The 26,551-nt window shown below is 71.6% G+C and carries 28 protein-coding genes; 15 read left to right on the top strand and 13 right to left on the bottom strand.

Annotated elements, in window-relative coordinates; genetic code table 11:
• Window positions 1-48 precede the first annotated feature (48 nt).
• The gene (locus ACIBQ8_RS37160; RefSeq protein WP_397194404.1) at window positions 49-963 is read left to right on the top strand and encodes a LysR substrate-binding domain-containing protein; all 915 of its coding nucleotides are present in this window, start codon (window positions 49-51) and stop codon (window positions 961-963) included.
• On the opposite strand, the gene ACIBQ8_RS37155 is transcribed toward ACIBQ8_RS37160, so the two are convergent.
• On the bottom strand, window positions 929-1,819 hold the full coding sequence (locus tag ACIBQ8_RS37155) for an SMP-30/gluconolactonase/LRE family protein (protein ID WP_397194403.1): 891 nt from the start codon (window positions 1,817-1,819) through the stop codon (window positions 929-931). The genes ACIBQ8_RS37160 and ACIBQ8_RS37155 overlap by 35 nt on opposite strands.
• A 57-nt stretch (window positions 1,820-1,876) precedes the next feature.
• Window positions 1,877-3,148, bottom strand: coding sequence for an MFS transporter (locus ACIBQ8_RS37150; RefSeq protein ID WP_397194402.1), 1,272 nt, complete (start codon window positions 3,146-3,148; stop codon window positions 1,877-1,879).
• A gap of 52 nt (window positions 3,149-3,200) precedes the next feature.
• Here ACIBQ8_RS37150 and ACIBQ8_RS37145 point away from each other — a divergent pair, with 52 nt between their 5' ends.
• Window positions 3,201-4,073: a winged helix-turn-helix transcriptional regulator gene (locus tag ACIBQ8_RS37145; RefSeq protein ID WP_397194401.1), complete on the top strand. Its 873-nt coding sequence runs from the start codon at window positions 3,201-3,203 to the stop codon at window positions 4,071-4,073.
• Between the two features lie 26 nt (window positions 4,074-4,099).
• Window positions 4,100-4,546: a GNAT family N-acetyltransferase gene (locus tag ACIBQ8_RS37140; protein WP_397173311.1), complete on the top strand. Its 447-nt coding sequence runs from the start codon at window positions 4,100-4,102 to the stop codon at window positions 4,544-4,546.
• A gap of 5 nt (window positions 4,547-4,551) precedes the next feature.
• Here the strand turns inward: ACIBQ8_RS37140 and ACIBQ8_RS37135 are convergent, their stop codons facing one another.
• A complete protein-coding gene (locus tag ACIBQ8_RS37135) occupies window positions 4,552-5,478 on the bottom strand; it encodes a helix-turn-helix transcriptional regulator (protein ID WP_397194400.1) in 927 nt (308 codons plus the stop codon).
• 91 nt (window positions 5,479-5,569) lie between these two features.
• Here ACIBQ8_RS37135 and ACIBQ8_RS37130 point away from each other — a divergent pair, with 91 nt between their 5' ends.
• The 3 genes from ACIBQ8_RS37130 to ACIBQ8_RS37120 all read left to right on the top strand — a co-directional run bounded on the left by ACIBQ8_RS37130 (window position 5,570) and on the right by ACIBQ8_RS37120 (window position 7,270).
• Window positions 5,570-5,983 (top strand): VOC family protein, encoded by a 414-nt coding sequence (locus ACIBQ8_RS37130; protein WP_397173309.1) that lies wholly within the window; start codon window positions 5,570-5,572, stop codon window positions 5,981-5,983.
• 5 nt (window positions 5,984-5,988) lie between these two features.
• Window positions 5,989-6,345, top strand: a complete 357-nt coding sequence (locus ACIBQ8_RS37125; protein ID WP_397173308.1) for a YdeI family protein — start codon at window positions 5,989-5,991, stop codon at window positions 6,343-6,345.
• Window positions 6,346-6,463: 118 nt separating this feature from the next.
• A complete protein-coding gene (locus ACIBQ8_RS37120; protein ID WP_397194399.1) occupies window positions 6,464-7,270 on the top strand; it encodes a type II CAAX prenyl endopeptidase Rce1 family protein in 807 nt (268 codons plus the stop codon).
• A gap of 75 nt (window positions 7,271-7,345) precedes the next feature.
• On the opposite strand, the gene ACIBQ8_RS37115 is transcribed toward ACIBQ8_RS37120, so the two are convergent.
• From ACIBQ8_RS37115 to ACIBQ8_RS37105, 3 genes are all read right to left on the bottom strand, one after another.
• Entirely contained in the window at window positions 7,346-7,633 is a 288-nt protein-coding gene (locus tag ACIBQ8_RS37115) for a hypothetical protein (RefSeq protein WP_397173305.1), read from the bottom strand.
• Window positions 7,634-7,754: 121 nt separating this feature from the next.
• The gene (locus ACIBQ8_RS37110) at window positions 7,755-8,696 is read right to left on the bottom strand and encodes a hypothetical protein (RefSeq protein WP_397173303.1); all 942 of its coding nucleotides are present in this window, start codon (window positions 8,694-8,696) and stop codon (window positions 7,755-7,757) included.
• A 148-nt stretch (window positions 8,697-8,844) separates the two neighbouring features.
• Window positions 8,845-9,816: a hypothetical protein gene (locus ACIBQ8_RS37105; RefSeq protein WP_397194398.1), complete on the bottom strand. Its 972-nt coding sequence runs from the start codon at window positions 9,814-9,816 to the stop codon at window positions 8,845-8,847.
• A 318-nt stretch (window positions 9,817-10,134) separates the two neighbouring features.
• Between ACIBQ8_RS37105 and ACIBQ8_RS37100 the strand changes: the two genes are divergently transcribed.
• The 3 genes from ACIBQ8_RS37100 to ACIBQ8_RS37090 are packed head-to-tail and all read left to right on the top strand — an operon-like array spanning window position 10,135 to window position 12,108.
• A complete protein-coding gene (locus tag ACIBQ8_RS37100) occupies window positions 10,135-10,737 on the top strand; it encodes a tyrosine-type recombinase/integrase (RefSeq protein ID WP_397194462.1) in 603 nt (200 codons plus the stop codon).
• Between the two features lie 4 nt (window positions 10,738-10,741).
• The gene (locus ACIBQ8_RS37095; protein WP_397194397.1) at window positions 10,742-11,503 is read left to right on the top strand and encodes a MerR family transcriptional regulator; all 762 of its coding nucleotides are present in this window, start codon (window positions 10,742-10,744) and stop codon (window positions 11,501-11,503) included.
• Window positions 11,500-12,108: a hypothetical protein gene (locus ACIBQ8_RS37090; RefSeq protein WP_397194396.1), complete on the top strand. Its 609-nt coding sequence runs from the start codon at window positions 11,500-11,502 to the stop codon at window positions 12,106-12,108. Before ACIBQ8_RS37095 ends, ACIBQ8_RS37090 begins: the two co-directional genes overlap by 4 nt.
• Before the next feature lie 40 nt (window positions 12,109-12,148).
• Here the strand turns inward: ACIBQ8_RS37090 and ACIBQ8_RS37085 are convergent, their stop codons facing one another.
• The 3 genes from ACIBQ8_RS37085 to ACIBQ8_RS37075 form a co-directional block, all read right to left on the bottom strand.
• The gene (locus ACIBQ8_RS37085; protein ID WP_397173295.1) at window positions 12,149-13,645 is read right to left on the bottom strand and encodes a M28 family metallopeptidase; all 1,497 of its coding nucleotides are present in this window, start codon (window positions 13,643-13,645) and stop codon (window positions 12,149-12,151) included.
• Between the two features lie 122 nt (window positions 13,646-13,767).
• Window positions 13,768-14,709 (bottom strand): DNA polymerase domain-containing protein, encoded by a 942-nt coding sequence (locus ACIBQ8_RS37080; RefSeq protein WP_397194395.1) that lies wholly within the window; start codon window positions 14,707-14,709, stop codon window positions 13,768-13,770.
• Between the two features lie 33 nt (window positions 14,710-14,742).
• Entirely contained in the window at window positions 14,743-15,579 is an 837-nt protein-coding gene (locus tag ACIBQ8_RS37075; RefSeq protein WP_397194394.1) for a helix-turn-helix transcriptional regulator, read from the bottom strand.
• A 78-nt stretch (window positions 15,580-15,657) separates the two neighbouring features.
• Between ACIBQ8_RS37075 and ACIBQ8_RS37070 the strand changes: the two genes are divergently transcribed.
• From ACIBQ8_RS37070 to ACIBQ8_RS37060, 3 genes are read left to right on the top strand one after another with little or no spacing between them, the layout of a single operon-like run.
• Window positions 15,658-16,422 (top strand): SDR family oxidoreductase, encoded by a 765-nt coding sequence (locus ACIBQ8_RS37070; protein WP_397173289.1) that lies wholly within the window; start codon window positions 15,658-15,660, stop codon window positions 16,420-16,422.
• Between the two features lie 39 nt (window positions 16,423-16,461).
• Complete coding sequence (locus ACIBQ8_RS37065) at window positions 16,462-16,881, top strand: CoA-binding protein (RefSeq protein ID WP_397194393.1); 420 nt, start codon at window positions 16,462-16,464, stop codon at window positions 16,879-16,881.
• A gap of 35 nt (window positions 16,882-16,916) precedes the next feature.
• Window positions 16,917-17,198 (top strand): hypothetical protein, encoded by a 282-nt coding sequence (locus ACIBQ8_RS37060; protein WP_397194392.1) that lies wholly within the window; start codon window positions 16,917-16,919, stop codon window positions 17,196-17,198.
• Window positions 17,199-17,210: 12 nt separating this feature from the next.
• Here the strand turns inward: ACIBQ8_RS37060 and ACIBQ8_RS37055 are convergent, their stop codons facing one another.
• The gene (locus ACIBQ8_RS37055) at window positions 17,211-18,605 is read right to left on the bottom strand and encodes a purine-cytosine permease family protein (RefSeq protein ID WP_397173283.1); all 1,395 of its coding nucleotides are present in this window, start codon (window positions 18,603-18,605) and stop codon (window positions 17,211-17,213) included.
• A gap of 113 nt (window positions 18,606-18,718) precedes the next feature.
• Between ACIBQ8_RS37055 and ACIBQ8_RS37050 the strand changes: the two genes are divergently transcribed.
• Complete coding sequence (locus tag ACIBQ8_RS37050; protein ID WP_397173281.1) at window positions 18,719-20,122, top strand: MFS transporter; 1,404 nt, start codon at window positions 18,719-18,721, stop codon at window positions 20,120-20,122.
• 8 nt (window positions 20,123-20,130) lie between these two features.
• On the opposite strand, the gene ACIBQ8_RS37045 is transcribed toward ACIBQ8_RS37050, so the two are convergent.
• The gene (locus ACIBQ8_RS37045; protein ID WP_397173280.1) at window positions 20,131-21,015 is read right to left on the bottom strand and encodes a cytochrome c oxidase assembly protein; all 885 of its coding nucleotides are present in this window, start codon (window positions 21,013-21,015) and stop codon (window positions 20,131-20,133) included.
• A gap of 256 nt (window positions 21,016-21,271) precedes the next feature.
• Here ACIBQ8_RS37045 and ACIBQ8_RS37040 point away from each other — a divergent pair, with 256 nt between their 5' ends.
• The gene (locus tag ACIBQ8_RS37040; RefSeq protein WP_397173278.1) at window positions 21,272-22,612 is read left to right on the top strand and encodes a sensor histidine kinase; all 1,341 of its coding nucleotides are present in this window, start codon (window positions 21,272-21,274) and stop codon (window positions 22,610-22,612) included.
• A gap of 63 nt (window positions 22,613-22,675) precedes the next feature.
• On the opposite strand, the gene ACIBQ8_RS37035 is transcribed toward ACIBQ8_RS37040, so the two are convergent.
• Entirely contained in the window at window positions 22,676-24,496 is a 1,821-nt protein-coding gene (locus ACIBQ8_RS37035; protein ID WP_397194391.1) for a bifunctional metallophosphatase/5'-nucleotidase, read from the bottom strand.
• Window positions 24,497-24,603: 107 nt separating this feature from the next.
• Here ACIBQ8_RS37035 and mshD point away from each other — a divergent pair, with 107 nt between their 5' ends.
• On the top strand, window positions 24,604-25,512 hold the full coding sequence (gene mshD / locus ACIBQ8_RS37030) for a mycothiol synthase (protein WP_397194390.1): 909 nt from the start codon (window positions 24,604-24,606) through the stop codon (window positions 25,510-25,512).
• Between the two features lie 29 nt (window positions 25,513-25,541).
• On the opposite strand, the gene ACIBQ8_RS37025 is transcribed toward mshD, so the two are convergent.
• Window positions 25,542-26,546, bottom strand: a complete 1,005-nt coding sequence (locus ACIBQ8_RS37025; protein ID WP_397173273.1) for an anion permease — start codon at window positions 26,544-26,546, stop codon at window positions 25,542-25,544.
• Window positions 26,547-26,551 lie beyond the last annotated feature (5 nt).

Below are 26,551 nucleotides of genomic sequence, written 5' to 3'. Positions count from 1 at the left end.
TCCAACACATAGTTTTCATCGAGATCGATCGTCTGACACGATTGATCCATGGAGCTTCAGCAGCTGCGGTACGTCCTCGCCGTCGCCGAGACCAGCAACTTCACCCGGGCCGCCGAGCGCTGCCGGGTCGTGCAGTCGGCGCTCAGCCACCAGATCGCCGCCCTGGAGCGGGAGCTGGGCGCCCGGCTGTTCGAGCGCACCAGCCGCCGCGTGCGGCTGACCACGGCCGGGGAGGCGTTCCTGCCCGCGGCCCGCGACTGCCTGGAGGCCGCCGACCGGGCGCGGACCGACGTCGCGGCGGCCAGCGGGGAGATCCGCGGGCGGCTCGCCGTCGGCTCGATCCCGACGGTCTCCGCCGTGGACCTGCCGGTCGTGCTGAAGGAGTTCCGCCGCCGGCACCCGCGGGTGCGCATCACGCTGGTCTCCGCCGGCAGCGAAGACCTGATCGAACGCGTCCGGCGCGGCGAGACGGACGTCGCCTTCCTCGGCCTGCCGACCCGCGCGGAACCGAAGGCCGTCCAGAGCCGCCCGCTGGCCAGAGGCGAGCTGGTCGCCGTCGTCGCGCCGGACCATCCCCTCGCCGGTGGCGAGAGCGACCTGCGCGGCCTCGCCGACGAGCCGTTCATCGACTTCCGCGCCGGGCACGCCGGGCGCATCCAGTCGGACGTGGCGTTCGCGGCGGCCGGCGTCCACCGCGAGGTCGCCTTCGAGGTCACCTCCGCCGAGTTCATGGTCGATCTCGTCCGGCACGGTCTCGGCGTGGGCCTGCTCCCCGCCGCCTACGCCCCCCGCTTCCCGAACCTCGGCCTCGTCCGCCTGCGCGACGCCCCGGCACGGGTGGAGCACCTGATCTGGGGAGCCCACCCGTCCGCGGCGGCCACGGCGTTCCTCGGCCTGATCGGCCCGCCGGTCGGCGGCGGGAGCGGGGTCAGCCGCGCAGCAGCGGCTGGCCGGGGAGCTTGACCTTGGTCTTCATCAGGCTGGGCGCGCCGTTGCCGCCGATGTTGACGAAGTAGAGCGCCTTGCCGTCGAAGGCCAGGCTGGCCGGGCTGTCCAGCTTGTCGGCCAGCACCTCCACGCCGCCGCCGGTGCGGACGATGCTGAGGGTGTTGCCCGTGTAGCTCGGCACGTAGAGCTGCCCGCGCACGTCGAAGGCCACGCCGTCGGCCCCGGCCAGCTTGGCGTCCTTGACGTACACGGTCGGCGTGCCCGCCTTGCCGCCCTTGCCGTACGGGACGCGGACGATCTGGCCTTCGTCCGACACGGCCACGTAGAACGCGCCCGCGCGCCAGGCGATGCCGTTCGCCCCGGTGCCGTCCGAGCCGACGAACAGGGACGACTTGGCCCAGACCGCCGCCTTGCCGTCGGTCACGCGGTAGACGACGCTGTTCGTGGTGTCGGTGACGTAGAGCGCGTGGTCGGGGCCGAAGGCCAGGCCGTTGGCGAAGCCGATCGGCAGCGCGGAGTAGAGCTTGGCCTCGCCGTAGGGGGTGATCCGCCAGATGCCGTTGGTGGCGGCCGCACCGGAGTTGAGCGCGGCGTAGACGTTGCCCTGGCGGTCGGTGGCCAGGCCGTTCAGCTTGCCCTCGCCGATGGGGAGGGCGGCCAGCAGGGTGTCGGTGCCGGTGCTGTCGACCTTCCTGATCTCGCCCTTGGTCAGCAGGCCGACGTAGATCGTGCCGTCCGGGGCGACGGTGACGCCCTCGGTCAGGTCGCCGTACGGCTGCACGACGATCGGGCGCAGTGCGGCGGCCTGGGCCGGCGTGGCGACCAGCGTCAGCAGCGCGGCGGTGGAGAGGAAGAGGGGGATGCGCTTCATGGCTGTGATCCTTTCGCCGCGAGATCGCCATGACGTCACCGCCACTTCCGCGAATCATCATGTGATCGACAGACCCTGCGAGCCGGAGGTCTCCCCGCTCCCCTGATGGTCGGCGAGGTCGCGCAGGCGCCGGACCGGCGAGGCCAGCAGGACCAGCGGCACGCAGAAGGCCGCGACGACGAAGAGCAGCAGGGTCGCCCGCGCGCCGAGCAGCCCCGCGATCACCCCCGCGACCAGCCCGCCGACCGGGATCGCGCCCCAGGAGACGAAGCGGACCGTGGCCATCACCCGGGACAGCAGCTCGGGCGGGCTGGCGAGCTGCCGGTACGTCCGGGTCAGCACGCTGAGCACCACGACCCCGGCGGCGAACACCACGTTGCCGACGGCGAACGCGGCGAAGCCCCGCCAGCCGTCGCCGAGCGGGATGACGAGCGCCCCGGCCACCACGACGAAGCCCGCGCCGAGCAGCGTACGGGCGGTGCCGAACCGGGCCGTGAGCCGGCTGGTGGACGCCGCGCCGATCAGCGTGCCGACGCCCTCCACCGCCAGCAGCAGGCCGACGAGGCCAGGCTCGGCGTGCAGCTCGCGGACCAGGTAGAGCGCGTAGAGCGCGTGCTGCGCCCCGCAGACCGTGTTCACCGCGGTGGCGGCCCACATGCTCGGGCCCATGACCGGATGACGCACGACGAACCGCCAGCCCTCCCGGATCATCGCCCCCATCGGCGGCCGGCGGTCGGGGTTCTCGGGACGGCGTTCCGGCAGGGTCCGCAGCAGCAGGGCCGAGGCGAGGTAGCTGACCGCGTCCACGAGCAGGGTGGGCACCGCCCCGAGCACCTGGACGACGAGGCCCCCGACCGACGGCCCGGCGAGCTGGGTGGTGGCGTGGGTGCCGGAGGTCAGGCTGTTGCGGGACTGCAACTGCTCCCTGCTCACGATCGACGGCAGGAAGGTGGCGTTGGCGACGTCGAAGAGCACGTTCGCGAAGCTGGTCACCAGGGCCACGATCACGAGCTGGGCGATGGTCAGCTCGTCCAGCCACCAGGCCAGCGGGACGGACACGACCGCCGCCGCCCGCGCCAGGTCGGCGACGACCTGGACGGTGCGCATCGGCAGCCGCTGCACGATCACCCCGGCGGGCAGGCCGATCACGATCCAGGCGACGTAACCTGCGGCGGCGATCACGCCCATCTCGAACGCGGAGGCGTCGAGCACGGTCAGGGCCGTCAGCGGTAACGCCACCGCGCCGACCGCCGAGCCGGCCGCGCTGGTCGTGCCGGCCGTCCACCACCGCCAGAAGACGGCCGCGCCGCCTGCGCCGTCGATCCCCATCCCGCACCTCCGCCGAGTAAGTTCCATAATGGAACGCACTATACTGGAGCCCGTGAAGCGCGCCGATCTCCCCGACTCCGACTGCGGCATCGCCCAAGCGCTCGGCGTGATCGGCGACTGGTGGACGTTCCTGGTCGTGCGCGACATCGCGGGCGGCACCACCCGCTTCGACGGCCTGCAGCGCGAGCTCGGCGTCAGCCGCCGGGCCCTGGCCGAACGCCTGGCCAAGCTGGTCGAACACGGCGTGCTCGAACGGCGGCCCTACTCCACCCGCCCCCCGCGCCACGACTACGTGCTGACGGCGAAGGGCGAAGGTCTGCTGCCCGCGCTCATCGCCCTCCAGGACTGGGGCGCCAGGCACGTGATGGGCGACGGCGCCCTGACCGCCACCAGCGAGAACGGCTCCGCCGAGAGCCGTCGCGTGCACGAGCTGGTCGGCCGCAGGCTCCCCGGCGTCCTGCTGGAACGCCACGACGGCGAGCTGGTCGCGCCCAACGCGCCGGACGTCTGGACGGTGCTCTACTTCTTCCCCGGCGCGTTCGCCCCCGGCGTCCAGGACCCCCCGCCCGGCTGGGCCGACATCCCCGGCACGAAGGGCTGCACGCTGGAGGCCCTCACCTACGCGTCACGGTTCGCCGACTTCGAGGCGGCCGGCGCCACGATCCGCGGCGTGAGCACCCAGCGCCCCGACCAGCTCGCCGCGTTCGTCCGGCACGCGGAACTGCCCTTTCCCCTGCTGTCCGACCAGAACGACAGGCTCGCCGCCGGGCTGCTGCTGCCGACCTTCCGGACGGCCGGCGTCGACCGCTTCAAGCGCGTCACTCTGCTGGTCGACCCCGACGCGGTCGTCCGGGCCGTGCAGTTCCCGATCACCGATCCGGCCGGATCGGTGGCCGAGATGCTCGCCCTCGTCCGCGACCGCTGACCGCCGGCCTGCGGCAGGATGACGCCATGCTGGAGATCGACTTCCTCGCCGAACCCGACCGCGCCCACTGGGAAGTGCTGGCCCGCGGCCAGGACGCCTACTTCGACACCGAACGCGACGACGCCGCCTACGAACGCACCTGGCGACGCCTGATCGACGACGACCAGACCCGCGGGATCACCGCCCGCCTGGACGGCCGGATGGTGGCCATCGCGCACTACCTGTTCCACGCCAGCGTCTGGTACGCCGGGAGGTGCTACATGGCGGACCTGTTCGTGGACGCCGACTTCCGGCGGCGGGGCATCGCCACGGCGGTGATCGAGTGGGTGGCCCGCGACGCCAAGGACCACGGCTATCCCAGCCTCTACTGGAACACCCTCGAAGACGCCCAGGCCCGCGCGCTGTACGACAAGATCGGCAGGTTCCACGAGGGCCTCATCCTCTACACCTACCGCCGCGACACCGCCCGGTAGGGCTGTCAGGCCTCGCCGTACAGGGCTGTGACCTGGGCGGCCAGCTTCGTCAGCTCGTGCTGGACGGACTCCGGGCCCTCCACGACGACGAGGTCGCCCCAGCCCGCGAGCTGGCGGGCGATGTCCAGCGCGGTCGGCGCGGTGAGCGTGACGCGTACCCGCTCCCCATGGGAGATCACCTCGCAGTGGCGGCCGAAGCGGTCGCGCAGGACGCGCAGGTAGCGGGGCTCGATGGTGGCGGTGGCCGTGGTGGTCGCGCGCCGGGCCTCCATCGCGGTGACGACCTCGTCCCAGGCCGTCGCGAGGTCGAAGTCGGCCGGGCGTTCGGCCGGCTCGTCGGTGACCTCGGCGTCGGTGACCCGGTCGACGCGGAAGGTGCGCTGCCCGTCGGGGGTGCCGGCGATCAGGTACCAGGTGTCGTCCTTGTCGACGAGGCCGTACGGGGCGAGGACGCGCTCCCGTCCGGAGTAGGTGAGGCGGACCTTCCGGCGCCGGACCACCGCGTCCTCCAGCAGGTTGACGAGCACGGGCCGGGTACGGCGGTGCTCGCCCCAGCGCGCCGGATCGACCACGACGGCGTCCGCCGCCGCCTCGGCCTCCTGCCGGAACGTCGAGGGCAGGGCGCGTACGAGCTTGCGCAGCGCCGCCTTGGCCTCCGGCGCGATCGCCGCGGCCGGGCCGAGCAGCAGGAACAGCGCCCTGGCCTCGGAGGCCTTGAGCCCGGACAGGTCGGTGCGGGCGCCGCCGAGCAGGGCCCACCCGCCGCCGCGTCCGGCCTGCGGATACACGGGGATGCCCGCCGCCGACAGGGCCTCCAGGTCGCGGCGTGCCGTGGCGACGGACACCTCCATCTCGGCGGCGACGTCCGCCGCCGTCACCCGTCCGCGCGACTGCATCAGCAGCAGGACGGCCACCAGTCGATCCGCTCTCATGTCTTCGACGATGCCAGAAAAAGTGCTCATTCGATGAGCACTTTTTCTGGAAGTATCGATCTCACAAGCCACCGCACGAAAGGCCCGGAACATGCTCCGCGGACTCACCACCATCAGCTTCTACGCCCACGACGTCGCCGCCGCCCGCGACTGGTACGCCGACCTCCTCGGCATCCCCGCCTACTTCCAGCGCCCCGAACAGGGCGACCCCGTCTACGTGGAGTTCCGCCTCGGCGACTACCAGCACGAGCTCGGCATCATCGACGCCCGCTACGCCCCCCGAGGCCGGACCGCCGAAGACGGCGGCGCCATCGCCTACTGGGCCGTCGACGACCTGGAGACCACCTGGCAGCGACTCCTCGACATGGGCGCCACCCCCTACGACCAGCCCACCGAGCGCGGCCCCGGCTTCACCACCGCCTCGGTCCGCGACCCCTTCGGCAACATCCTCGGCATCATGATCAACCACCACTACCTGAACGTCCTCGCGAGCCTGAAGGGCTGACCACGATGACCGACGACGCCCTGCGCCTGGACGACGCCGCCGCCTGGAAATCCTGGCTCACCGAGCACCACGAGACGGCCGCCGACGTCTGGCTGCTGATCGCCAAGAAGAACAGCGCCGCGACCACCGTCACCCTCGACGAGGCCCTGGACGAAGCCCTGTGCCACGGCTGGATCGACAGCCACCGCAGGGCCTTCGACGGCGACTACTACCTCCAGCGCTACTCCCCGCGCACCCGCCGCAGCCCCTGGTCCGACATCAACGTCGCCAAGGCCGAGGCGCTGACGGCCGCCGGCCGGATGCGCCCGGCGGGCCGCGCCGCGATCGAGGCCGCCAAGGCCACCGGCCGCTGGCCCGCCTGACACCTTCCCCCTCGGCAGGGACGCTCCGGCCCCTCGTGACGTGCGCCTTGCACGGGGCTCCAAGCCGTGTCAGAACGATGTCAGGGCCGTGTCGGGTCGTCCGGCCACGATTGCCGGCATGGACACAGCAACGCGGCCCCCGGCCGGCCCCCACCCGACAGGCTTCGTCGCGAAGCTTCTCGCGGATCGTCACTCCGTCCCGCTCTCCGTCGCACTGCACCTGGTGCCCGGCGCGGCCATCGTCGCCGTGTACGCGTTCGTCGCCGCCCCGCTGGTGCGGGCGATGGGCGCGCCGATCTTCGCGGCCTGGGCCATGGCCCTGGCGATCGTGCTCTTCCCGGTCCAACTGTTCCTGCTGTGGCTGGGAAAGAAGCAGACCGGCCGCTTCACGTTGAAGGGCGTCCTGCGCTACCGCGACAAGCCGCTCTCGCGCGGCAAGGTCATGTGGCTCGGGGGCGCGTGCCTGGTGTGGATGACCGTCGTCTCGCTCGCGCTGACCCCGCTGGACAACCTCGTCTACGACTGGTTCTTCACCTGGGTGGACTACCAGGGCGCCGGCCCCGACGGCACCACCTACCTCCAGGGCTACCCGCACGCGGTCGTGCTCACCACGCTGATCCTCTGCGGGCCGTTCACCGGCTTCACCCTGCCGCTGATCGAGGAGTACTACTTCCGCGGCTTCCTGCTGCCCCGCCTGCCGCAGCTCGGCAAGTGGGCCCCGATCTTCAACACCCTCCTGTTCTCCGTGTACCACTTCTGGGCCCCGTGGACCGTCCTGTCGAAGCTCGTCTTCCTCTACCCCGGCGTCTGGCTGGCCTGGAAGAAGCAGGACATCCGCATCTCGATCACCATGCACCCCGGCACGACGCTGCTGATGACCGTCGTCGGCATCGTCGCCCTCGCCTCCGGCGCCGCCTCGATGTGAGCCGCCCCCTCCCCCGGAACGACGACGGCCACGACCCCGCACAACGCCGCGGGGCCGTGGCCGGACGCCTTTCCCCTACCGGATGAGCACGCTGGTGCCGACGATCTCCTGGCCGTCGCCCGGCGGCACCGTCCCGGTGATCGGCCCCTGGCAGCCCGGCCCGAGGAACGCGAAGGCCACGGCGTCGGTCCGGTTGTAGACGAAGGGGTTCGCGCTGTCGGAGGTGTAGCAGCCGCTGGGGTTCTCGTGCTGTGCCCAGTTGATGTAGAGGGTGCCGGTCGCGGCCGAGGCGGGGGTCGCCAGGCTCAGGACGAGTGCGGCGGCGGTGGCGAGGCCGGTCAGGCTGGTCGTGGTACGGAGCATGAGCGCGTTCCTGTCCCTTGAGGTACGGCGCCGTGGCGCCGTCGTCCCCGCCATCATGCACGCAGTGCAGTCATTCAACTACTGTCCGTGACGACAGTGGTCGGTGACGCCCGGCGCACGGCTACTCCGGACGCAGCAGCTCCTCGCGCCTGGTCAGCAGCCGCGACTGCTCGGCCAGCAACTGGCCGCGCCGCCCCCTCAGGTGCGCCCTGGTCTCGCGCACCCACTGCGCCAGCCTCTGCACCTCGGCCCTGGTCCTCTCGATGCGCTGATGCTTGAGCACGTCGCTGATGATGTTGTCGAAGAAGGCGTCCACGAACCACCGGGTGTCCACCTTGGGCATCACCGGCCGGGACGCGATCCCGGTGTCGGCCAGCTCGCGGGAGAAGACGTCCAGGGCCCGCTGGGCGTGCCAGGCGGCCTGGTCGGCGCTGGTCAGCCGGTCGTGCTCGAAGGCGTCGGCGATCAGGCCGCCGCCGAACACGTCGAAGGTGGAGGCCGTCCTGGCCGAGTCGAGCAGGCGCAGCACGACGGCCAGCGCGTCGTGCGCGCCCTGCCCCGCGTGGTGGGCCTCGTCGCACTCGCGCACGTCGGCGCTCACCCGGTCGAGCGCGGCGGCCAGGTCGGCCAGCTCCCGCGCGCGCGGATCGCCGCCGCGGACGAGCTGCTGCTCCTTCTCGACCAGCAGCCGCGCGTACTCGCGGGAGGCGGGGTCGAGGACGGCCAGCTCGGCGTCGGCCGCCGCGACGTCGGCTTCGAGCTGCGCGAGCCGGGCGCGGTGACCGTCCACGCGTTCCCTGGCCACCACCACCTCGGCGCGCTCGCGCGCCAGGCGCTCCTCCCGGTTGCCCAGCATGCGCGACAGGACGGCGGACAGCCCGCCCTCCAGCCGGGCGACGTCGCGCTCCTCGCCGGCCAGCTCGGACTCCAGGCCCTTCAGGGTGTCGCGGACGTCCGCGATCTGCTGCGCGGCGTTCCCGCGCAGCCGCCGGACGTGTTCGGCGCGGTGCATCCTGGCGGACGCCTCGCGCAGCCGTTCGTCGAGTTCCGGGGAGAGGGTCACACCATGACGACGAACGGGCCGGACCAGACGTTCCTCCGGCCGCGCCGGAAAGTGCTCATTCGCGACGAGCTCGGCTCAACGTGCCCGCCCCAAAGACTCGCTCGGCGACGCGCTCGTACCCAGCCTTGGGGACGGCGACCAAAGGCAGCTACTTGACCAGCGCCGTGGCGTTCTCTTGATAGAAAAAACCGACGAAAGCCGTATAGTCGCCTCTATCGCAAACCTCTGGATGCCACCAGATATCTGTGTAGGGCCCCGTCTGAATCCTCTTCAACGTCCGGCCGGACCTGTCTTCATGGATGACCGGAGTCCCGCCCTGCTTGTGCGCCCAAAGCCACTCGTCCCCATTGGTTACCAAGCGGTAGAAATGGTAGTCCTGACCGGGCCAAACCGCTCCCGCGATAGTCAACCCGTCTGGCTGCTGACAAGTCTCCCTCCAGCCGTCAGCGTCCAACCCCGACGCTATCTGGCCGACTGACATACTTTGGGCCGGCGCCCCCCCTCTAAGCCCGGGCAGGGCATAGCGGCGGTTTGCGATGTGATTTGCAGCGAAGCAGTAACAGTTGTTCTTTCCTACGACGTCCGGGCCGTTGAATGTCGCATAGTTGTCCCAATACAGGGAATTGGCGTCCGGGCATGGATCTAGCCAAACTCCCCGTATGCCCTCGAATGATTGTTCCTGTTTGCCAGGGCGGGAGCCCCCAGACTGCGGTGGCGGTGGCGGTGGCGGATCCTCAGGTGGCGGCGGAATAAGATTTACCCCCCGCGATGCAGATGACAGCAGCTCGTCGTCTACCCCCACTCGCCTTGCAGACGTTTCGAGTAGCCACTCGGCAACGGACGACCCCGCATCTGTTGGCACACTTCCTACTCGAAACTCAATGGGAAACGGAGTTTCTCTGGAGGATTGATACCGACTCCAGGGGCCATTGTCGTCCTTGATCAGACGCACGATGAATCCGCGATAACCGAGACCGAACGCCTCGCCGCTCGTATGCAGCGGCGAAACCTGCTGCGGTACAGCCCGAATGCGTTCTGTCAGCTCACCCTCCTCTTCATAGGTGAGGGTCCACGTAGGATTCGGCATTCCGGAAAAAATGTCGAGTTCGACTTCCAGCATGATCTGATCACCTCGTTATCGTGGGCCGATTGGATTGATCTAGCGGAAGAGGATGGGCAGAAGCCGCCGCTAATTTCCTTCCCTTGACCTGGCGCATGAAGCCGCCTCCAGGCCAACTTCCAGCAAACGGACGCCATCGACAAGGCAGGTGCGTGACGAGGTGTCTTAGGCATCTCGCCATAGCTCATGCAAGAAGGGGTCGGCATGGCGCTGGGCAGCGAGCGGACGATCGCGTACGTGGCGCGGAAGTTTCCGATCAGTGCCGATACGCGTCTGACCTGTATGGAGTGAGCTCAGGGACGGGCGTAGGCAACACTCCTGCTGGATTCCACTCCATCGCTACTGGTCCCCTGCCATGGAAGGACCACAGCAGGAAATGGAGACACGAAAACACCGAAATCCCGTCGCGTCCTCCTAGTCCCCAAGTGGGGTGTCCAAGTGCTGACCGAGCTGCACAAGCCCAGGGCAGCAGAACGCCTCGCGGCGGGAGAAGGAGAAGAAGACACCGCACACGTGTTCCGTCGAGAGGACGGAACACCGATGAACCGCTACTACATCTGGCGGGAGTTCAGACTCATCGCAGATGTAGCAGGGATCGGCACCAACTGGTGCCCGCGTGAGCTTCGGCACAGTTTCGTGTCCTTGCTGTCCGCTCACGACGTGGCGATCGAGGAGATCGCCCGCATCGTCGGTCATTCGTCAACGCACGTGACCGAGACCGTCTACCGGCAAGAGATCAGGCCGGCCCTGACCAGGGGCGTGGTCGTGATGGACAAGATCTTCAAGCCGCAGGCCGGGTGGAGCAGTGGCTCCCGTCTGGCTCCCAAAGATCAACACAGACCCCCGAAGCCCCTTCCGAGCAGCCAGAGAGGCCGGAACCCCGTCGGCTTGACCTTGACGCGACGTCAAACTGTTCAATGAGGGCATGCGGATCGGCGAGCTGGCCGCGCTGGTCGGGGTTTCGACCCGTACCGTGCGCTATTACCACCACCTGGGGATCCTGCCCGAGCCCGAACGTCTTCCCAACGGCTACCGCGAGTACCGGCTGCGCGACGCCGTACGACTGGCGCGGGTGCGGCACCTGGCCGGGCTCGGGTTGTCGCTGGAGGAGTTGCGGGACGCGCTGGCCGACGACCGGGGCGCGGACTTCCGGGAGGCGTTGCAGGAGCTGGACGCCGACCTGGCCAGGCAGCAGGAGGCCATCGCGGCGCGGCGGGCCCGGCTGGCGGCGTTGCTCGCGCAGCCCGGCCTGAGCCCGGAGTCGATGGTGTCCCCCGGCGCGGCGGCCGTGCTGCGCGACCTGGACGGCGGCGGTTCGGCCTTCGGGGCGTTCGACCACGAGCTGCTGACCCTGGCCACCATGTTGTCCGACGAGGAGGGCCAGGCGGGCCTGGCCGAGCTGATGCGCCCGATGACCGAGCCGGACGCGCTCGCCGCCGGGCAGGAGCTGTACCGGCGGCTCGACGAGCTGGCGGACGCGCCGGCCGGGGACGAGCGGATCGGCCCGCTCGCCGCGGACATGGCCGCCCACATACCGGACGAGCTGGCCGGGATGGTGCCCTCCGGCCCGGGGGCCGACCTGTCCTGGATGGAGACGATGCTCGGGGAGTTGTCGCCCGCCCAGGCGGAGGTGCTCCGGCTGCTCTTCACCGAACTCACGGAGACCGACGCCGAGGAGAAGACGTGATGATGGGCGTGCTGCGCGCGGTCCTCAGGTTCGAGCTGGCGGGACTGACCAGCGTGGCCCTGTGGACGGCCCGGCGACGACACGGCGTCCCGGCGGGGGCGACCGCCCTGTCGTACGCCAAGGAGCAGGCGTTCACCCTGGGGCTGTTCATGTTCGCGATGGCGGTCGAGACGGCGGTCGTGGACCTGCTGCTGGTGGTGAACGACGTGCCGGCGGCGATACGGGTGCCGGTGCTGGCCGCCGACCTGTACAGCCTGCTGTTCGTCGTCTTCATGGCCGCCGCCTCCGTCACCAGGCCCCATGTGGTCACCGGGGACGAGCTGCGCGTCCGGTACGCCGCCTACTTCGACCTGCGCGTGCCGCGCGACCTCATCGCCTCCGTCCGGACCGTCCAGAACTACAACGAGGCGGGGCTGATCAGCGTGGACGGCGGGCGGCTGGGCGTCGCGGTGGCGTCCAGGACGAACGTGACGGTGGAGCTGAGCGAGCCGGTCGTCGCGGTGCGACCGCTCGGCGGGCGGGCCGAGGTCACCTCGATCCGCTTCTTCGCCGACGACCCCGCCGCCGCGGTCGCCGCCCTGCGCGCCCCGAGCCGTACAAGCTGAAGGACCCCGGGCGGGCGGCGGCCCGCCCGGGATCGCCTGCTCAGCGCGCCGACTGCGAAGTGAGCGCGGTCTTGGCGGCGGCGGTCCGCGGCGGGATGCCGTTCAGGTTGAAGGCGAACCTGGCCGTGGAGTCGGCCACCGCGTCGGCGTCCACGTCGAGCGCGGTCGCGTTGATGTTGGCGATCGTGTCGCACGCCGAGTGGTAGCAGGCGTCGTAGGGCTGGCCGGCGACGCCGCCGAACAGCGCGGCCTCCTCCGCCGTCTTGACGCCCTCGGCGCCGGTGAAGATGCCGCCCGCGGGGATGCCGACCGCGATGAACGGCCCGTAGTCGGAGCGCCCGTCGAAGTCGGTGCCCACGGTGGGCAGGTGGCGGGAGGCGTAGAAGTCGGCGAGCTGCCGCTCGATCTGCGCCGATCCGGGCGGACCGGCCGGCGAGCCCTGGCCGTCGGAGTCGTCGCCGTCGTACAGCTTGTACGCGTAGTTGGGCGAGGCGACCATGTCGAAGTTGAGGTAGACCCTGATCCGGTCGCGCTGCGCCTGGGACAGCTTCTCGACGTACTGGTCGGAGCCGAGCAGGCCGATCTCCTCGGCGGCCCAGAACGCGAAGCGCACCTTGTTCTTGACCGGGAAGTGCGCCATCTCCTCGGCCACTTCGAGGATGGTCGCGCTGCCCGAGCCGTTGTCGTTGATGCCGGGACCGGCGGTCACGCTGTCGAGGTGCCCGCCGACCATGACGACGTTGCGCGGGTCGCCGAACCGGGACTCGGCGATCACGTTGTCGTTGGCGCCCAGGACGAGGTTGGCGTCGACCTTGAGCCGCACGGTCGGCGAGCCGGTGGCCAGCTCGTTGCCGACGGCGAAGTCGGCGAAGACCATGGGCACGTTCGCCCGCCACTCGCCGATGTCCAGCGGGAACGCGTCGGTCCGGCCCGGCTGGCCCTCGTTGAACACGATGATCCCGGACGCGCCGGCCCGGCCCGCGTTGCGGATCTTCTGGGCGAACGCGCAGGTGCCGCGCTGGATGAGCGCGATGCGCCCGGCGACGAACCCGGCGAAGTCCGACTCCTCGCAGCCGCTGGTCGAGGTGGGCGTCGGGGTCGGGGGCAGGATCAGATCCACGCCCTGGACCTGCGCGGTCACGTCCCCGGCGGGCGAGGGCTGGAAGGAGTAGAAGTCCTCGTTCGGCACGTACGTCTTGGCGTCCGGCGCGGTCCGGTTCAGCGTGGGCGGGCTGTTCTCGGTCCAGCTCTCGACGAAGTTGATCGGCTGGAGCGTGACCTTGTAACCGGCCTTGCGCAGCTTGCCCGCCACGTAGTCGCGGGAGGCGTTGTAGCCGGGCGTGCCGGCGGCGCGGGTGCCGCCGTTGGCGTTGGCGATGGATTGGAGGGCTTCCAGGTGCTTCTTCACGTTCTCGCCCTTGACCTGCTTCACCAGCAGCTTGGCGAAGACGTCGTCGAGCGGGCCCGCGCTCGCCGGGACCGCCATGGCGACGGGTAAGGCGAGAGCGGTGAGCAGAGCGATGATGATTCTGCGCATGCAGGCTCCCCTAGGAGTGAGATGCGGAGAAATCCCCCGAGCCGCAATGATTCGCAAAGTAGCCCGTCGAGGCAGCCCTGAGAAGGTCTACCGGCCTACGCCAATGCGTCAATATCCGGACACTACGGTGACTCGGCACGCCGGGCGCGGGCCCGGCGCTTGCCCTCGTGCATCGCCTGGACGCGGGCCACCGGGATGGTGTGCCCCTCCGCGACCAGGTCGGCGGGCAGCTCGCGCGGCTCCGGCATGAGCTCGGCCCACGGGTCGCGCCCGCCGAGCAGCCCGGCCGCGTTGTGGATGGTGAAGTCGGCGGGCACGACCTGGTCGAGTTCGTCCCAGGGGACGGGGAAGGAGACCGGCACGCCCGGCCGCACCCGGGGGCTGTAGGCCGACACGACCGTCGCGCCGCCGGCCCTGGTGGAGTCGATGAACACCTTGCCCGCGCGGTCCTCCCTGATGAAGGCCGTCGTGGCCAGCGCCGGGTCGAGCCGCTCGGCGCGGGCGGCCAGGGCCCGGGTGGCCGCGGCCAGGTCGTCCATGGCGGTGCCCGGCGGGACGGGGACGAACACGTGCACGCCCTTGGCGCCGCTGGTCTTGACCGCGCCCGCCAGCCCGGCGTCGGCGAGCGCCTGGCGGACGAGGTGGGCGGCCCGCACGGCGAGCGGGAAGGAGTCGTCGCCCTCGGGCGGGTCGAGGTCGAGGATCAGGTGCGTGGGCCGGCCGTCCAGGAACAGCGCCGGGTGGTACTCGACGGCCCGCTGGTTGGCGAACCAGAGCAGGGTGCGCCGGTCGTCGCACAGCGCGTACGTCACCTCCCGGCGGGACGCCTCGGCCCAGACGGTGACGGTCCTGATCCAGGAAGGAGCGTATTTGGGCAGGTTCTTCTGCATGAAGGGTTCCTGGCCCGGCCGTACCCGCAGCACCGACAGCGCGCGCCCGCGCAGCGCCGGGACGATGCGGTCGGCGACCGCGTCGAGGTAGTCGACCAGGTCGCGCTTGGTGGCGCCGGACCCGTCGAACAGCGGCTGGTCGAGGTTGGTCAGAGCGACGTCATCGGCGGTCACCCGCCCCACGATGCCCACTGGCCCGCGCCCGGGTCAACCACGGACGGACCGGGCGAGTTCCCGCGAGGAGTCGATCTCCGCCCGCAGCCGGGCGACCGTGCGGCCGGTCGCCGAGTCCGGGTCGGCGGTGTACATGACGATCGCCAGGTCGGGCTGGCCGGGCACGGCCAGGGTCTCGTACGCGAAGTCCAGCTCGCCCAGCTCGGGGTGGCGCAGGCGCTTGGTCCCGTACGTCTTCTCGGCGACCCCGTGCTCGGCCCACAGGCGGGCGAAGTCGGGGTCGGCCGACAGCTCGGCGACCAGCTCGGCCAGCAGCGGGTCCTCAGGGTGGCGGCCGGCGTACAGCCGCAGGTAGGCGACCGTGTCGGCGGCCACCTCGGCCCAGTCGCGGTAGAGGGTGCGCGTGTGCGGCGCCAGGAACACCTGGAGGAGCTGGTTGCGCCGGCCGTCCGGGACGCCGGCGAAGCCGCTGACGCGGTCGGCCAGCGCGTTCCAGGCCAGCACGTCCATCCGGGGCCCGAGGACGAAGGCGGGCATGCCGTCGGCCAGGTCGAGCAGCCTGCTCAGCCCGGGCCGCAGGACGGGCCGGCTCACGTGCCTGACCGGCCGGAGCAGGTCGCTCAGGTGGGCGCGTTCGGTGTCGTCCATGCGCAGCACCCGGGCGACGGCGTCGAGCACGGCGTCGGAGACGTTCTGGACGCGTTCCTGCTCCAGGCGGATGTAGTAGTCGACGCTCACGCCCGCGAGCAGCGCGACCTCCTCGCGCCGCAGGCCGCTGACCCGCCGCCGCCCCGACGCGGGCAGCCCGGCGTCCGCCGGATGGATCCGGGCCCGACGAGAACGGAGAAACTGCCCCAAATCACCTTCCACCGCTTCAGGGTAGTACCGCCGTTACCAGGAAAAGCCGTGCGCTGGGTAAGTCCGCGCGGCTCGGCCAGGGTGAGAGCCATGACGAACTACGAGAACCTCTCGGGCCGCATCGCCGTCGTGACCGGAGCCGCCAGCGGCATGGGCGAGGCCACGGCCCGCCTGCTGGCCGCCAACGGCGCCAAGGTGGCCCTGCTCGCCCGCCGCGCCGACCGGCTGGCCGAGCTGGCCGCCAAGATCGACGCCGACGGCGGCACCGCGCTGCCCGTCACCGTGGACGTCACCGACGACGCCGGCGTGGCCGCCGCCGTGGAGGTCGTCCACACCGGGCTGGGCCGGGCCGACCTGGTCGTCAACGCGGCCGGCGTGATGCTGCCCAACCCCGTCCAGGACGGCCGTCTCGACGAGTGGACGCGCATGCTGGACACCAACGTCGCCGGCGTGCTCCGCGTCACCGGCGCCTTCGCCGCCGACCTGCTGGCCGCCGCCGACGCCGGACGGACGGCCGACCTGGTGAACATCTCCTCGATCGGCGCGCACGTCACGTTCCCCAACTACGCGGTCTACGGCGCGACCAAGGCGGCGCTGACCCACCTGTCGGCCTCGCTGCGCCCGGAGTTCGGCCCGCGCGGCGTGCGCGTGACCAACCTCGAACCCGGCCTGACCGCGACCGAGCTCGGCGACCACATCGACAACGCCGAGCTGGGCGCGCAGCTCGCCGGGATGTTCGAGGCGTTCACCCCGCTGACCGCCGACGAGATCGCCGACCTGATCGGCTACACGGTCAGCCGGGCCCGGCACGTCAACCTGCGCCAGGTGGTCGTGCTGCCGACCGCCCAGGCGTAGGCCGGGAAGCCCGCGCGCGTCCGGCGTGTTGACGCCTGCATGGACGATCGTTTCGCGGATCAGCGCGTGATCAGGCAACTGCTGCACGAGGCCGGGACGTGGGTGTTCGTGGGGCTCGGCGACGACCCGCAGCGCACGGCCTACGACCAGGCCCAGCGCATCCAGGCGCGCGGCAAGAAGATCATCCCGGTCCATCCGGCGGGCCGGCCGGTCCTGGGCGAGCCGGGCTACACGTCGCTGGCCGAGGTGCCGGTCAAGGCCGACGTGGTGGCGGTCTACCGGCGTTCGGAGTTCGCCGGCCAGGTCGTGGACGAGGCCATCGCGGCCGGCGCGAAGGCGGTGTGGCTGCCCATCGGCGTGATCGACGAGGCGGCCGCCCAGCGCGCTCTCGACGCCGGGCTCGACGTCGTCATGGACCGCTGCCCCGCGGTGGAGTGGGCGTTGCGCCGCAATCCCTGATCGCGAGGTACCGTGCGGTGAGGGAGGGCGGATCCATGGAAGACGACCACATCACCACGATCGGCACGTGCTTCGCATGCAAGCGCACGTTCCCCTACACCGCCGCGAACGTCACCATGATGACCATCGACCCGGAGACCGGCCTGCCTCCGGACCGGACGGTGCTCGGCACCCGGCGCGAGCCGCCCCCGGAGGCCCTGGCCCGGTCGGTGCCCGAGCCGGTCTGCCCCGACTGCCTGACCAGGGCGCGCGAGTTCAAGGAGCGCATGAGCTCCCCCGCGCCGCTGGAGACCTGGCGCCGGCCCGGCCCGAACTGACCTCGCCCCGGGTCAGCGGCGGCGCAGGGTGAGCACGAAGTACAGCGCCCCGGCCAGCAGCAGCGCGATGACCACGCCGATGTTGGCCGCCCCGAACGTGCTGTCGCGCAGCTCGTCGCTCATCAGGAACCCGACGACCGCGGCGATGTGCTCGTCCGCGGACGTGATCAGGCCGACGCCCACGACCGAGGCCACCACCAGGGAGACCAGCCCGGCCGGGTTGAGTGCGGGCGCGCCGGGACGCAGCAGGCGCTCGTCGTAGGCGCGGCCGCCGTCCCGCAGCCGCCACATGTCCACCAGGAAGATCGCCACCCAGGCGGCCATCACCACGCCGATGATCGCCAGGAACGCCTGGAAGGTGCCGAAGAAGTTGTCGGAGACGAACAGCAGGTAGTAGCCGCCGAGCACCATGAGGAGCCCGTCGATCAGCACCGCCAGGTGCCGCCTGACCGGCACGCCGAGCGCCAGCATCGACAGCCCCGACGAGTAGATGTCCATGATCGCCCCGGCCAGGAAGCCGCCGATCGCGGTCAGCAGGTACGGCAGCAGGAACCAGGTCGGCAACGCCGCCGCCAGCGCGCCCACCGGGTCGCCGCCCGCCGCCTCGGCCAGCTTCGGGTCGCCGCCGGCCAGCAGCACGCCGAACACCAGCAGCACCATCGGCGGCAGCGCGCCGCCCAGCGTCGTCCACAGGGCCACCGACCTGGGCCGGGAGCCGGCCGGCAGGTAGCGGGAGTAGTCGGCGCCGCAGTTGACCCAGCCCAGGCCGAGCAGGGTCATGGAGAGGATGACGCCGCCCACCCAGCCGCCGGGGCCCGCCGTCGTCTCCAGCGAGCCGCCCAGCTTGGGCAGCATGAGGATCAGGTAGACGACGGTCAGCACGACGAACGCGTACGTCAGGTAACGCTGGACGACCATGATCATGGCGTGGCCGTACACGCCGACGGCGATCACGACCAGCGCCGAGACGGCGAAGCAGCCGGCCGTGGCGGTCGTCTCGGGGATCCCGGGCGCCACGCGGCGCAGGATGGCGGCGCCGCTCTGCGCGGAGAGCGTGACGAGCACGATCTCCCAGCCCACGTTCGACACGTACGACAGCAAGGCGGGCAGCTTGTTGCCCTGGTACCCGAAGGGCGCCCGGCCCAGCGTCATCGTCGGCACGCCGGACCGGCTGCCCGCGACGGCGACCAGGCCGACCAGCAGGAACGACAGCCCGTACCCGACGGCGCCGGTCACCACGGCGGGGACGACGCCGAGGCCGAGCCCGACGACGTACACGCCGAACGCCACCCCGAACAGGGACAGGTTCGCCCCCGCCCAGGGCCAGAACAGGTCGGACGGTCTTCCGCGCCGCTCGCTGTCGGGGACGGCGTTGATGCCGTTCCGCTCCACGGCCATCGTGTCCATGATCACTTGCTCCTTCGCGGGGGCCCGGCAAAGAAATCATTGTCCGCCTAGGACGATATTTCCCAGCCTGGGGGGAATCATGATCGCTGCCCCTGTCCCGCAGAGAGGTCGCGATGCAGGCATCCGGTTCCGACACGCGCAGGCGGGCGCTGGGCGTGTGCCTGGTCGCGGCGTTCATGTCGGGCCTGGACGTGAGCATCGTCAACGTGGCCCTGCCCTCCATCCGCGCCGGCCTGCACGCCTCGGACGACGGGCTGCAGTGGACGCTGTCCGGCTACGCGCTCACGTTCGGCCTGCTGCTGGTCCCGGCCGGGCGGATGGGCGACGCGAGGAGCCGCAGGACGCTGTTCATGTGGGGCGTGGTGCTGTTCACGGCGGCCAGCGCGGCCTGCGGCTTCGCCGGGAGCATGCCGGTGCTGATCGCGGCCAGGCTCGTGCAGGGCATGGCGGCCGGGATGCTGAACCCGCAGGTGTCCGGCCTGATCCAGCAGATGTTCCTGGGCCACGAACGCGGCCGGGCCTTCGGCGCGCTCGGCGCGACCATCGGCGTGTCCACCGCCGCCGGGCCGCTGATCGGCGGCGCGCTGGTCACCGGGTTCGGGGCCGAGCAGGGCTGGCGGTGGGTGTTCCTGGTGAACCTGCCCATCGGGATCGCGCTGCTGCCGCTGGCCTGGAAGTGGCTGCCCGAGCCCGCCCCCGGGCCGGTGCGCGCCGGGCGGCGGGAGAGCATGGACCCGGTCGGCGTGCTGCTGCTCGGCGTGGGCGTGGCGACGCTGCTGCTGCCGTTCATCCAGCAGCACCAGTGGAAGAGCGAGGCCAAGTGGCTGCTCGTGCCCGCGGCGCTGCTCGTGCTGGCCGGGTTCGTGCTGTGGGAACGGCTGTACCCCAGGGAGCCGCTGGTGGACCTGGCACTGTTCGCCCGGCGCTCCTACAGCCTCGGGTCGGCCATCGCCCTGTTCTACTTCGCCGGGTTCACCGGGATCTTCTTCGCCTTCACCCTGTACCTGCAGAGCGGCGAGGGCTACAGCGCGCTGCTGGCCGGGTTGTCGATCACGCCGTTCGCGCTGGGGTCGGCCGGGTCGTCGGTGGTCGGCGGCAGGCTCGTCGGCCGGGCGGGCAGGAAGCTGGTCGCGGTGGGGCTCGGGACGGTGATCGCGGGCCTGCTGGCGACCATGGTGGCGACGCTGCTGGTGCCGGGGGCCGGCGTGGGCGCGGCGACCGCGCTGCCGCTGCTGGTCGCGGGCATCGGCAGCGGCCTGGTGATCTCGCCCAACCAGGCGATCACGCTCTCGGAGGTGCCTCCCGCGGGCGGCGGCAGCGCCGCCGGGGTGCTCCAGACCGGGCAGCGGCTCGGGTCGGCGATCGGCATCGCGGCGGCGGGCTCGGCGTTCTTCGGCTCGCTGCCGCAGGGCTGGCCGACGGCCTTCCGGCACGGCCTGTGGGTGGTGCTCGGCTTCGTGGTCATGGCGCTGGCCGCCGCCCTCTACGACCTCTTCCGCTCCCGCGCCGCCCACTGACCGGGCGGCTACAGGTCGGCGGGGTCTGGTTCGTCCTCGTCGCCGTACTGGGCCGGGGTGAGCGGGCCGCGCGTCCTCGCCGGCTCGCGGTCGGGGACGCGGACCCGCCGGACGGGCTCGGGCTCCCCCGGCACCCGGACGGTGAGGCCGGGGGCGAGCAGCTCGACGTCGGCGTTCTCGGGAGTGCGCCGGGCCCGCCAGGAGGCCGCCACGGCCAGGGCGAGCAGCAGCTCCGCGGCGCCCCCGCCGTAGAGCATGATCTCCGCCGCGCCCCTGAGCTGGTCGGACGGCGCCGGCAGGGCCAGCCGGCCGGCGTACATGGCCCCGGACAGGCCCGCGTGCACGGCGACCGCCACCCCCACCACGGCCAGCCGCACCGGCACCGGCGGGCGGCGCGGCGCGGGGTCGGGCCCGGCGACGACCCAGGCGAACAGGTAACCGGCCAGCAGGAGGCAGGCGTGCACCGGCGGCGCGGGGGCGAGGCCGTACAGGGGCGTGCAGTACAGGGCCGCCATGCCGCCGGCGCTGAGCGCCAGCGCGGTCCACGGGTTGGCCGCCAGGTGGACGGCGGGCCCGCGCAGCGCCCAGGTCAGGCGGCGGGCCCGCGGGACCGGCAGCGAGCGCAGCAGCAGCGTCACCGGCGCGCCCAGGGCCAGAGCCAGGGGCGCCAGCATGCCGATCAGCAGGTGCTGCATCATGTGGCCGCGGAAGTCGGTCGCGGCCAGCGCGGCCACGGGATCGGTGAGCGCCACGGTCACCAGCGCGCAGCCGCCGGCGAAGCTCGCGGTACGCCACCGGCTCCACGCCGTCCGCCCGGCCAGCACCACGTACGTCACCAGCACGACCAGCGCCGGCGCGGCCCAGAACCCGCTCAGGGGGTGATGATGCGGCACGGATCGATCACCTCGCCCATGTGTCGCGACAGCCGCCCGCCGAGGACCGGCGGCAGGCCCGTGGCGCCTCCCACGTGATCCACTATTCGAGCGGGACGCAGGGCCGGCCCGGCGGGACACCCCTCTTTGCGGGCCGCTTGCCGAATCTCGATCCGGCCTTTTCCCCGTCCGGGTCTCCATGGGTAGGTCTCACGGGATGGCGAAAAGGCTCTTTCCCCGCTCGATCCGCGGGCGCCTGACCACGCTCGCGACATTGGTGGCGGCAGTGGTCCTGGCCGTCACGGGCACGCTCGCCCTCACCCTCGGCCCGGACAACCTGCACGGGCTCGTGGAGACCCGGGTGGAGCTGGCCGTGCGCAGGGTGGCCAGCGAGGCCCGCACCGGGCAGCTCCCCGCGTCGCTGGAGGCCCCGGCCCGGGTGCAGCTCCTGCAGGTGGTCGACGCCGACGGACGGGTGCTGGCCACCAGCCCCGGCCTGCACCCCGGCCAGCGGCTGTCCGGCATGCAGGTGGCCAGGCCGGAGACCCTCTACAGCGCCGAGAGCACGCTCACCGGCCTCAGGGACGAGAAGGAGGCCCAGTACCTGATCATGGCGATCCAGGTGCACACCCCCGACGGCCGGCTCGTCACGGTCTACGGCGCCTCCTCGCTCAGCGACGTCAACCGGGCGCTGTCCTGGCTGAACGCCATGGTGTTCCTCGGCACGCCGATCGCCCTGGTGCTCGTCGCCGGGATCACCTGGGTCGTGGTCGCCTCCGCGCTGCGCCCGGTCGAGCGCATCCGCGCCGAGCTCGCCGAGATCACCGGCCGCGACCTGAGCCGGCGCGTGCCCGTCCCCGACACCGGTGACGAGATCACCGACCTGGCCGCCACCACCAACCACACCCTCGACCGGCTGGAACGCTCGGCCGAGACCCAGCGCCGTTTCGTCGCCGACGCCTCCCACGAGCTGCGCAGCCCCATCTCCGCCCTGCGCACCCAGCTCGAGGTGGCCAACGCCTACCCCGACGAGACCGACTGGCCCGCCACCGGCGCCCGCGCCCTGGCCGCCGCCGAACGCCTCACCGGGATCATCGACGAGCTGCTCCTGCTGGCCCGCCTGGACGCCGGCGCCATCCCCGACCGCCGCGTCGTCGACGTGTGCCGCCTGGCCGAGGAGCAGGTGCGCCGCCGCGAGGGCGGCAAGATCCCCATAGTGGTGGACGTGTGCGCCCAGGCCCCCGTCCTCGGCTCGCCCGTGCAGCTCGACCGGCTGCTGACGAACCTGCTGGACAACGCCACCCGGCACGCCGCGCACCGGATCGACCTGAAGGTGTGGGTGGAGGGCGACCACGTCTGCGTCTCGGTCACCGACGACGGCGACGGCATCCCGCCCGCCGACCGCGAGCGCGTCTTCGAACGCTTCACCCGGCTGGAGGACGCCCGCCGGAAGGAGAAGGGCGGCAGCGGGCTCGGCCTGCCGCTGTCCCGCGAGATCTGCGTCTCGCACGGCGGCACGCTCAAGGTCGCCGACCACGAGCCGGGCGCCCGCCTGGTGGCCCGCCTGCCCCTGCACCGCGAGCAGGATCCCGCCGGCGACTCACCGCACCGGAGCTGAGACCCGTCGCGCCCGGTCAGGAAAGGCCGGAGGCCCCGCGCGGCGGGACCTCCGGCCCGGAGATCACTTGATCATCGTGATGCGGTCGGCCGCCGACGGGCTGATCGGCGAGTGCGCGGTCAGGTACGCCGTGAACGCGTCCAGGTCGACCGGCCCGCTCCACGTGTCCGTGCTCTGCGTGAACACCGAGAAGCCGTCACCGCCGCCCATCAGGAAGTTGTTCGCGGCGATCTTGATCGACTGCGTGTCCGTGACGGGGGCGCCGTTGAGCTTGACGTCCGACACGCGCGACCCCACCGGCTTGGTGGTGTCGAAGGTGTAGGTCAGCGACGACGACACCTGGAGCATCCGGTGGTTGATCGCGCCCGTCGCCGGGTTGGGCGTCCAGACCTGCTGCTCCAGCAGCGCCTTGAGCTGCGCGCCCGTGTACGTCCGCACCTGGACGATGTTGCTGAACGGCTGGACGGCGAACGCCTCGCCGTAGGTGACGACGCCGTCGCCCTCGGACCCCGACTGCGCGTACGTCAGCGAGGTGCGGATGCCGCCCGGGTTCATCAGCGCGATCTCGGCCCCCGCCGGCTTGGCCGCCTCCAGCTGGGAGTCGGCGATCAGGTCGCCGAGCGGCGTCTCCGGCCTGGTGGTCGCCGCCGAGGTGTTGGTGACGACGTTGGTGATGTCACCGGTGATCGAGCCGATCTTGCGGTTGGCCACTTCGGCGCTGCGCGTCCGCCACGTCTGGACCTGGGCCTCGACCTGCGGGTCCGGGGTGACCGTACGGGCGACGACCTTGTTGTCCGCGGTGACCGAGGAGCGGACCACGTCCCGGGTGCGCTTGTCGACCCGCAGGTCGATCTGGGTCAGCACGCGGCCGAAGGACGAGCCCTGCGTGTAGTAGCGGTCCTGGCCCGCCGGGTCCTTGGTCTTGCAGATGTAGGCCTGGTGCGAGTGGCCGCTGATGACCAGGTCGATCTGCGGGCTCAGCTCCCTGGCGATGCGCGAGCCGGCGTTGGCGGTGTTCGCCGAGCACGCGTCCGGGCTCTGGTTCGGGGTGGTCGAGTCGCCCTCGTGCATCAGGACGACCTGCGCCTTGACGCCCCTGCGCGCCAGGTAGGCCGAGGCCCGGTTCGCCGCGGCGACCTCCTCGGTGAACTGCAGGCCCTTGATGCCCTCCGCGGTGACGATGGTCGGCGTGGTCGCCGTCACCAGGCCGATGAAGCCCACCTGCACGCCGTTGATCTTCTTGACGTAGAACGGCGGCAGGGCGTACTGGCCGGAGCCCTCCTTCAGGACGTTGGCGGCGAGGAAGTCGAAGTCCGTGCCCTTCCACTGGCCGGCGGGCGAGCAGCCGTCCACCGGGTGGCAGCCGCCGTTCATGAGGCGCTGCAGCTCGGCGTACCCCTCGTCGAACTCGTGGTTGCCGGCCGCGGTGGCGTTGAGCCCGAGCGAGCCGAGCACCTCCAGGGTGGGCTCGTCGTGGTAGGCGGCCGAGATCAGCGGCGACGCGCCGATCAGGTCGCCCGCCGCCACGAGCAGCGTGTTCTCGGTACGCGCCTGCTTGACGTACGTCGCCAGGTACGACGCGCCGCCGGCGATCGAGTACTTGCCGCCGGGCAGCCCGGTCAGCGAGCCGTCGGCGTCGACGAGGGGGCCGTCCGGGTCGAGGATGCGGCTGGAGGAGCCCGACGGCGGTTCGAGGTTGCCGTGCAGGTCGTTGATGCTCAGCAGGCGGACCGGGACGGTCGGCCCGCCGTGGCCGTTTCCGTGGCCGTTTCCGTGACCGGCCGAGCCGCTGGTCGCGGCGACCGCGGGCGCCATGGCCAGGGCGATCCCGGCCGCGGTGGCGGCGCCGGCCGTGCACAGCCGGAGGAGGGTGCGTGACGTCATGAGAGGGACGTTACGACGTCTCCCTATGCAACGAATGTCGCAAAGGTAACGATTGACCGGGGCAGCCCATGGCATTGTTCGCCATTGGTACGCCTAGAGTTCCTTATGTGGGTGCACATGTGAAGATCTGCGAACGGCTCGACGACGACGAGGTCTCCCAGGTTCTCCGCATCGTCGAGGCGGCGACCGAGACGGACGGGGTCCGCCCGCTCAACGAGCACGTGATGCTCCATCTCCGGTACGGCGGCGATCCCCGTGCCCGCTCGCTGCTGCTGCACGCCGACGACGGCGCGCCCGCGGGCTACGCGCACGTCGATCCGACCGACGAGGTCGAGGGGCCGAGCGCGGAGCTGGTCGTCCATCCCGCCTACCGGCGCCAGGGCCACGGGACGCGGTTGCTGCGGGCCGTACTGGAGCTGACCGGCGGCAGGGTGCGGCTGTGGGCGCACGGCGACCACGCCGGAGCCGGGGCGCTGGCGGCGTCGTTCGGCTTCGACCGGGTGCGCTCGCTGTGGCAGATGCGCCGCTCGCTGTCGGCCCCGCTGCCGCCCTACACGCTTCCGGAAGGTGTGGAGCTGCGCACGTTCGTCCCGGGCCAGGACGAGGAGGCGTGGCTCAAGGTGAACGCCGCCGCCTTCGCCCACCACCCCGAGCAGGGCGCCTGGACGCTCGACGACCTGCACCGGCGCGAGCGCGAGCCCTGGTTCGACCCCGAGGGCTTCTTCCTGGCCGTCCGCGGCGACCGGCTCGCCGGCTTCCACTGGACCAAGATCCACGGCTCGTCCGAGCACGGCCACGAGCCGCTCGGCGAGGTCTACGTCGTGGGCGTCGACCCCTCCCAGCAGGGCACCGGCCTGGGCCGGGCGCTCACCCTGGCCGGCCTGGCCCACCTGCGCTCGCGCGGCCTCGCCCACGCGATGCTCTACGTGGACGAGGCCAACACGGCCGCGATCAGGCTGTACGAGTCCCTGGGCTTCGCCCGCTGGGACGTGGACGTGATGTACGCCGGCGGATAGCCCCCGGCGTGCCACTCCACCGTCAGGCCCTACTCCACCATCAGGTGGAGGACTGCGTAGGCCAGCGCCGCCACGAGGGCCGCCGCCGGGATGGTGAGCACCCAGGCGGTCACGATGTTGCCGGCCACGCCCCACCGCACGGCGCTCAGCCGCTTGGTCGCGCCGACGCCCATGATCGCCGTGGTGATGGTGTGGGTGGTGGAGATCGGCGCGCCGAACCCGATCGCGGCTCCGTACAGGACGGTGGCCGCGGCCGACTCGGCGGCGAACCCCTGGGGCGGGTCGAGCGCGATGATCCGCCGGCCGAGCGTGCGCATGATGCGCCACCCGCCGGCGTACGTGCCGAGCGAGATCGCACCGGCGGCGCTCAGGATGACCCACTGCGGGATCCCCTCGCCGGGGCTGGCGTACCCGCCGACCGTCAGCGCGAGGAAGATGACGCCCATCGTCTTCTGCGCGTCCTGCAGGCCGTGCCCGAGCGCCATGGCGGCGGCCGAGACGGTCTGGGCATAGCGGAAGCCGCGGTTCGTCCTGCCCGGCTGGCTGTTGCGGAAGATCCAGTAAATTGCGATCATGATCAGCGCGGCGAGGCTGAACCCGATCAGCGGCGACAGGATCATCGGGATGACGACCTTCTCGACGACGCCGTCCCAGTGCACCACGCTGGCCGAGGCCAGCGCGGAGCCCACCAGGCCGCCGATGAGCGCGTGACTGGAGGAGGAGGGCAGCCCGAAGTACCAGGTGATCAGGTTCCAGACGATCGCGCCGATGAGCGCCGCGGCCACGACGACCAGGCCGTGCGGACCGTTGGGAGCGTCGATGATCCCTTTTCCGACGGTCTGGGCCACCTGGGTGCCCAGGTGGGCGCCGATGAAGTTCATCGCCGCGGCCATGAACAGCGCGGCCCTGGGAGTGAGCGCCCGGGTCGAGACGGAGGTCGCGATGGCGTTCGCCGCGTCGTGGAACCCGTTGGTGTAGTCGAAGGCCAGGGAGATGACGACCACGCCGATGACGAGGGCGAGCGTGAGGTCCACTGGGC

Origin of the sequence: Nonomuraea sp. NPDC049646, from assembly GCF_044465525.1 — a bacterium.
Taxonomy (GTDB): Bacteria; Actinomycetota; Actinomycetes; order Streptosporangiales; family Streptosporangiaceae; genus Nonomuraea.
Note: the sequence above shows the minus strand (reverse complement) of the source record. Positions and strands in the feature narration are given on the sequence as shown.

What these genes read in the sequence shown, in the direction of transcription:
- ACIBQ8_RS37160 (WP_397194404.1), top strand. Translation starts at nt 49, where the DNA reads ATGGAGCTTCAGCAGCTGCGGTACGTCCTCGCCGTCGCCGAGACCAGC.
- ACIBQ8_RS37135 (WP_397194400.1), bottom strand. Translation starts at nt 5,478, where the DNA reads ATGAGAGCGGATCGACTGGTGGCCGTCCTGCTGCTGATGCAGTCGCGC.
- ACIBQ8_RS37140 (WP_397173311.1), top strand. Translation starts at nt 4,100, where the DNA reads ATGCTGGAGATCGACTTCCTCGCCGAACCCGACCGCGCCCACTGGGAA.
- ACIBQ8_RS37070 (WP_397173289.1), top strand. Translation starts at nt 15,658, where the DNA reads ATGACGAACTACGAGAACCTCTCGGGCCGCATCGCCGTCGTGACCGGA.
- ACIBQ8_RS37065 (WP_397194393.1), top strand. Translation starts at nt 16,462, where the DNA reads ATGGACGATCGTTTCGCGGATCAGCGCGTGATCAGGCAACTGCTGCAC.
- ACIBQ8_RS37095 (WP_397194397.1), top strand. Translation starts at nt 10,742, where the DNA reads ATGCGGATCGGCGAGCTGGCCGCGCTGGTCGGGGTTTCGACCCGTACC.
- ACIBQ8_RS37115 (WP_397173305.1), bottom strand. Translation starts at nt 7,633, where the DNA reads ATGCTCCGTACCACGACCAGCCTGACCGGCCTCGCCACCGCCGCCGCA.
- ACIBQ8_RS37050 (WP_397173281.1), top strand. Translation starts at nt 18,719, where the DNA reads ATGCAGGCATCCGGTTCCGACACGCGCAGGCGGGCGCTGGGCGTGTGC.
- ACIBQ8_RS37155 (WP_397194403.1), bottom strand. Translation starts at nt 1,819, where the DNA reads ATGAAGCGCATCCCCCTCTTCCTCTCCACCGCCGCGCTGCTGACGCTG.
- ACIBQ8_RS37060 (WP_397194392.1), top strand. Translation starts at nt 16,917, where the DNA reads ATGGAAGACGACCACATCACCACGATCGGCACGTGCTTCGCATGCAAG.
- ACIBQ8_RS37035 (WP_397194391.1), bottom strand. Translation starts at nt 24,496, where the DNA reads ATGACGTCACGCACCCTCCTCCGGCTGTGCACGGCCGGCGCCGCCACC.
- ACIBQ8_RS37105 (WP_397194398.1), bottom strand. Translation starts at nt 9,816, where the DNA reads ATGCTGGAAGTCGAACTCGACATTTTTTCCGGAATGCCGAATCCTACG.
- ACIBQ8_RS37085 (WP_397173295.1), bottom strand. Translation starts at nt 13,645, where the DNA reads ATGCGCAGAATCATCATCGCTCTGCTCACCGCTCTCGCCTTACCCGTC.
- ACIBQ8_RS37120 (WP_397194399.1), top strand. Translation starts at nt 6,464, where the DNA reads ATGGACACAGCAACGCGGCCCCCGGCCGGCCCCCACCCGACAGGCTTC.
- ACIBQ8_RS37150 (WP_397194402.1), bottom strand. Translation starts at nt 3,148, where the DNA reads ATGGGGATCGACGGCGCAGGCGGCGCGGCCGTCTTCTGGCGGTGGTGG.
- ACIBQ8_RS37130 (WP_397173309.1), top strand. Translation starts at nt 5,570, where the DNA reads ATGCTCCGCGGACTCACCACCATCAGCTTCTACGCCCACGACGTCGCC.
- ACIBQ8_RS37055 (WP_397173283.1), bottom strand. Translation starts at nt 18,605, where the DNA reads ATGGACACGATGGCCGTGGAGCGGAACGGCATCAACGCCGTCCCCGAC.
- ACIBQ8_RS37125 (WP_397173308.1), top strand. Translation starts at nt 5,989, where the DNA reads ATGACCGACGACGCCCTGCGCCTGGACGACGCCGCCGCCTGGAAATCC.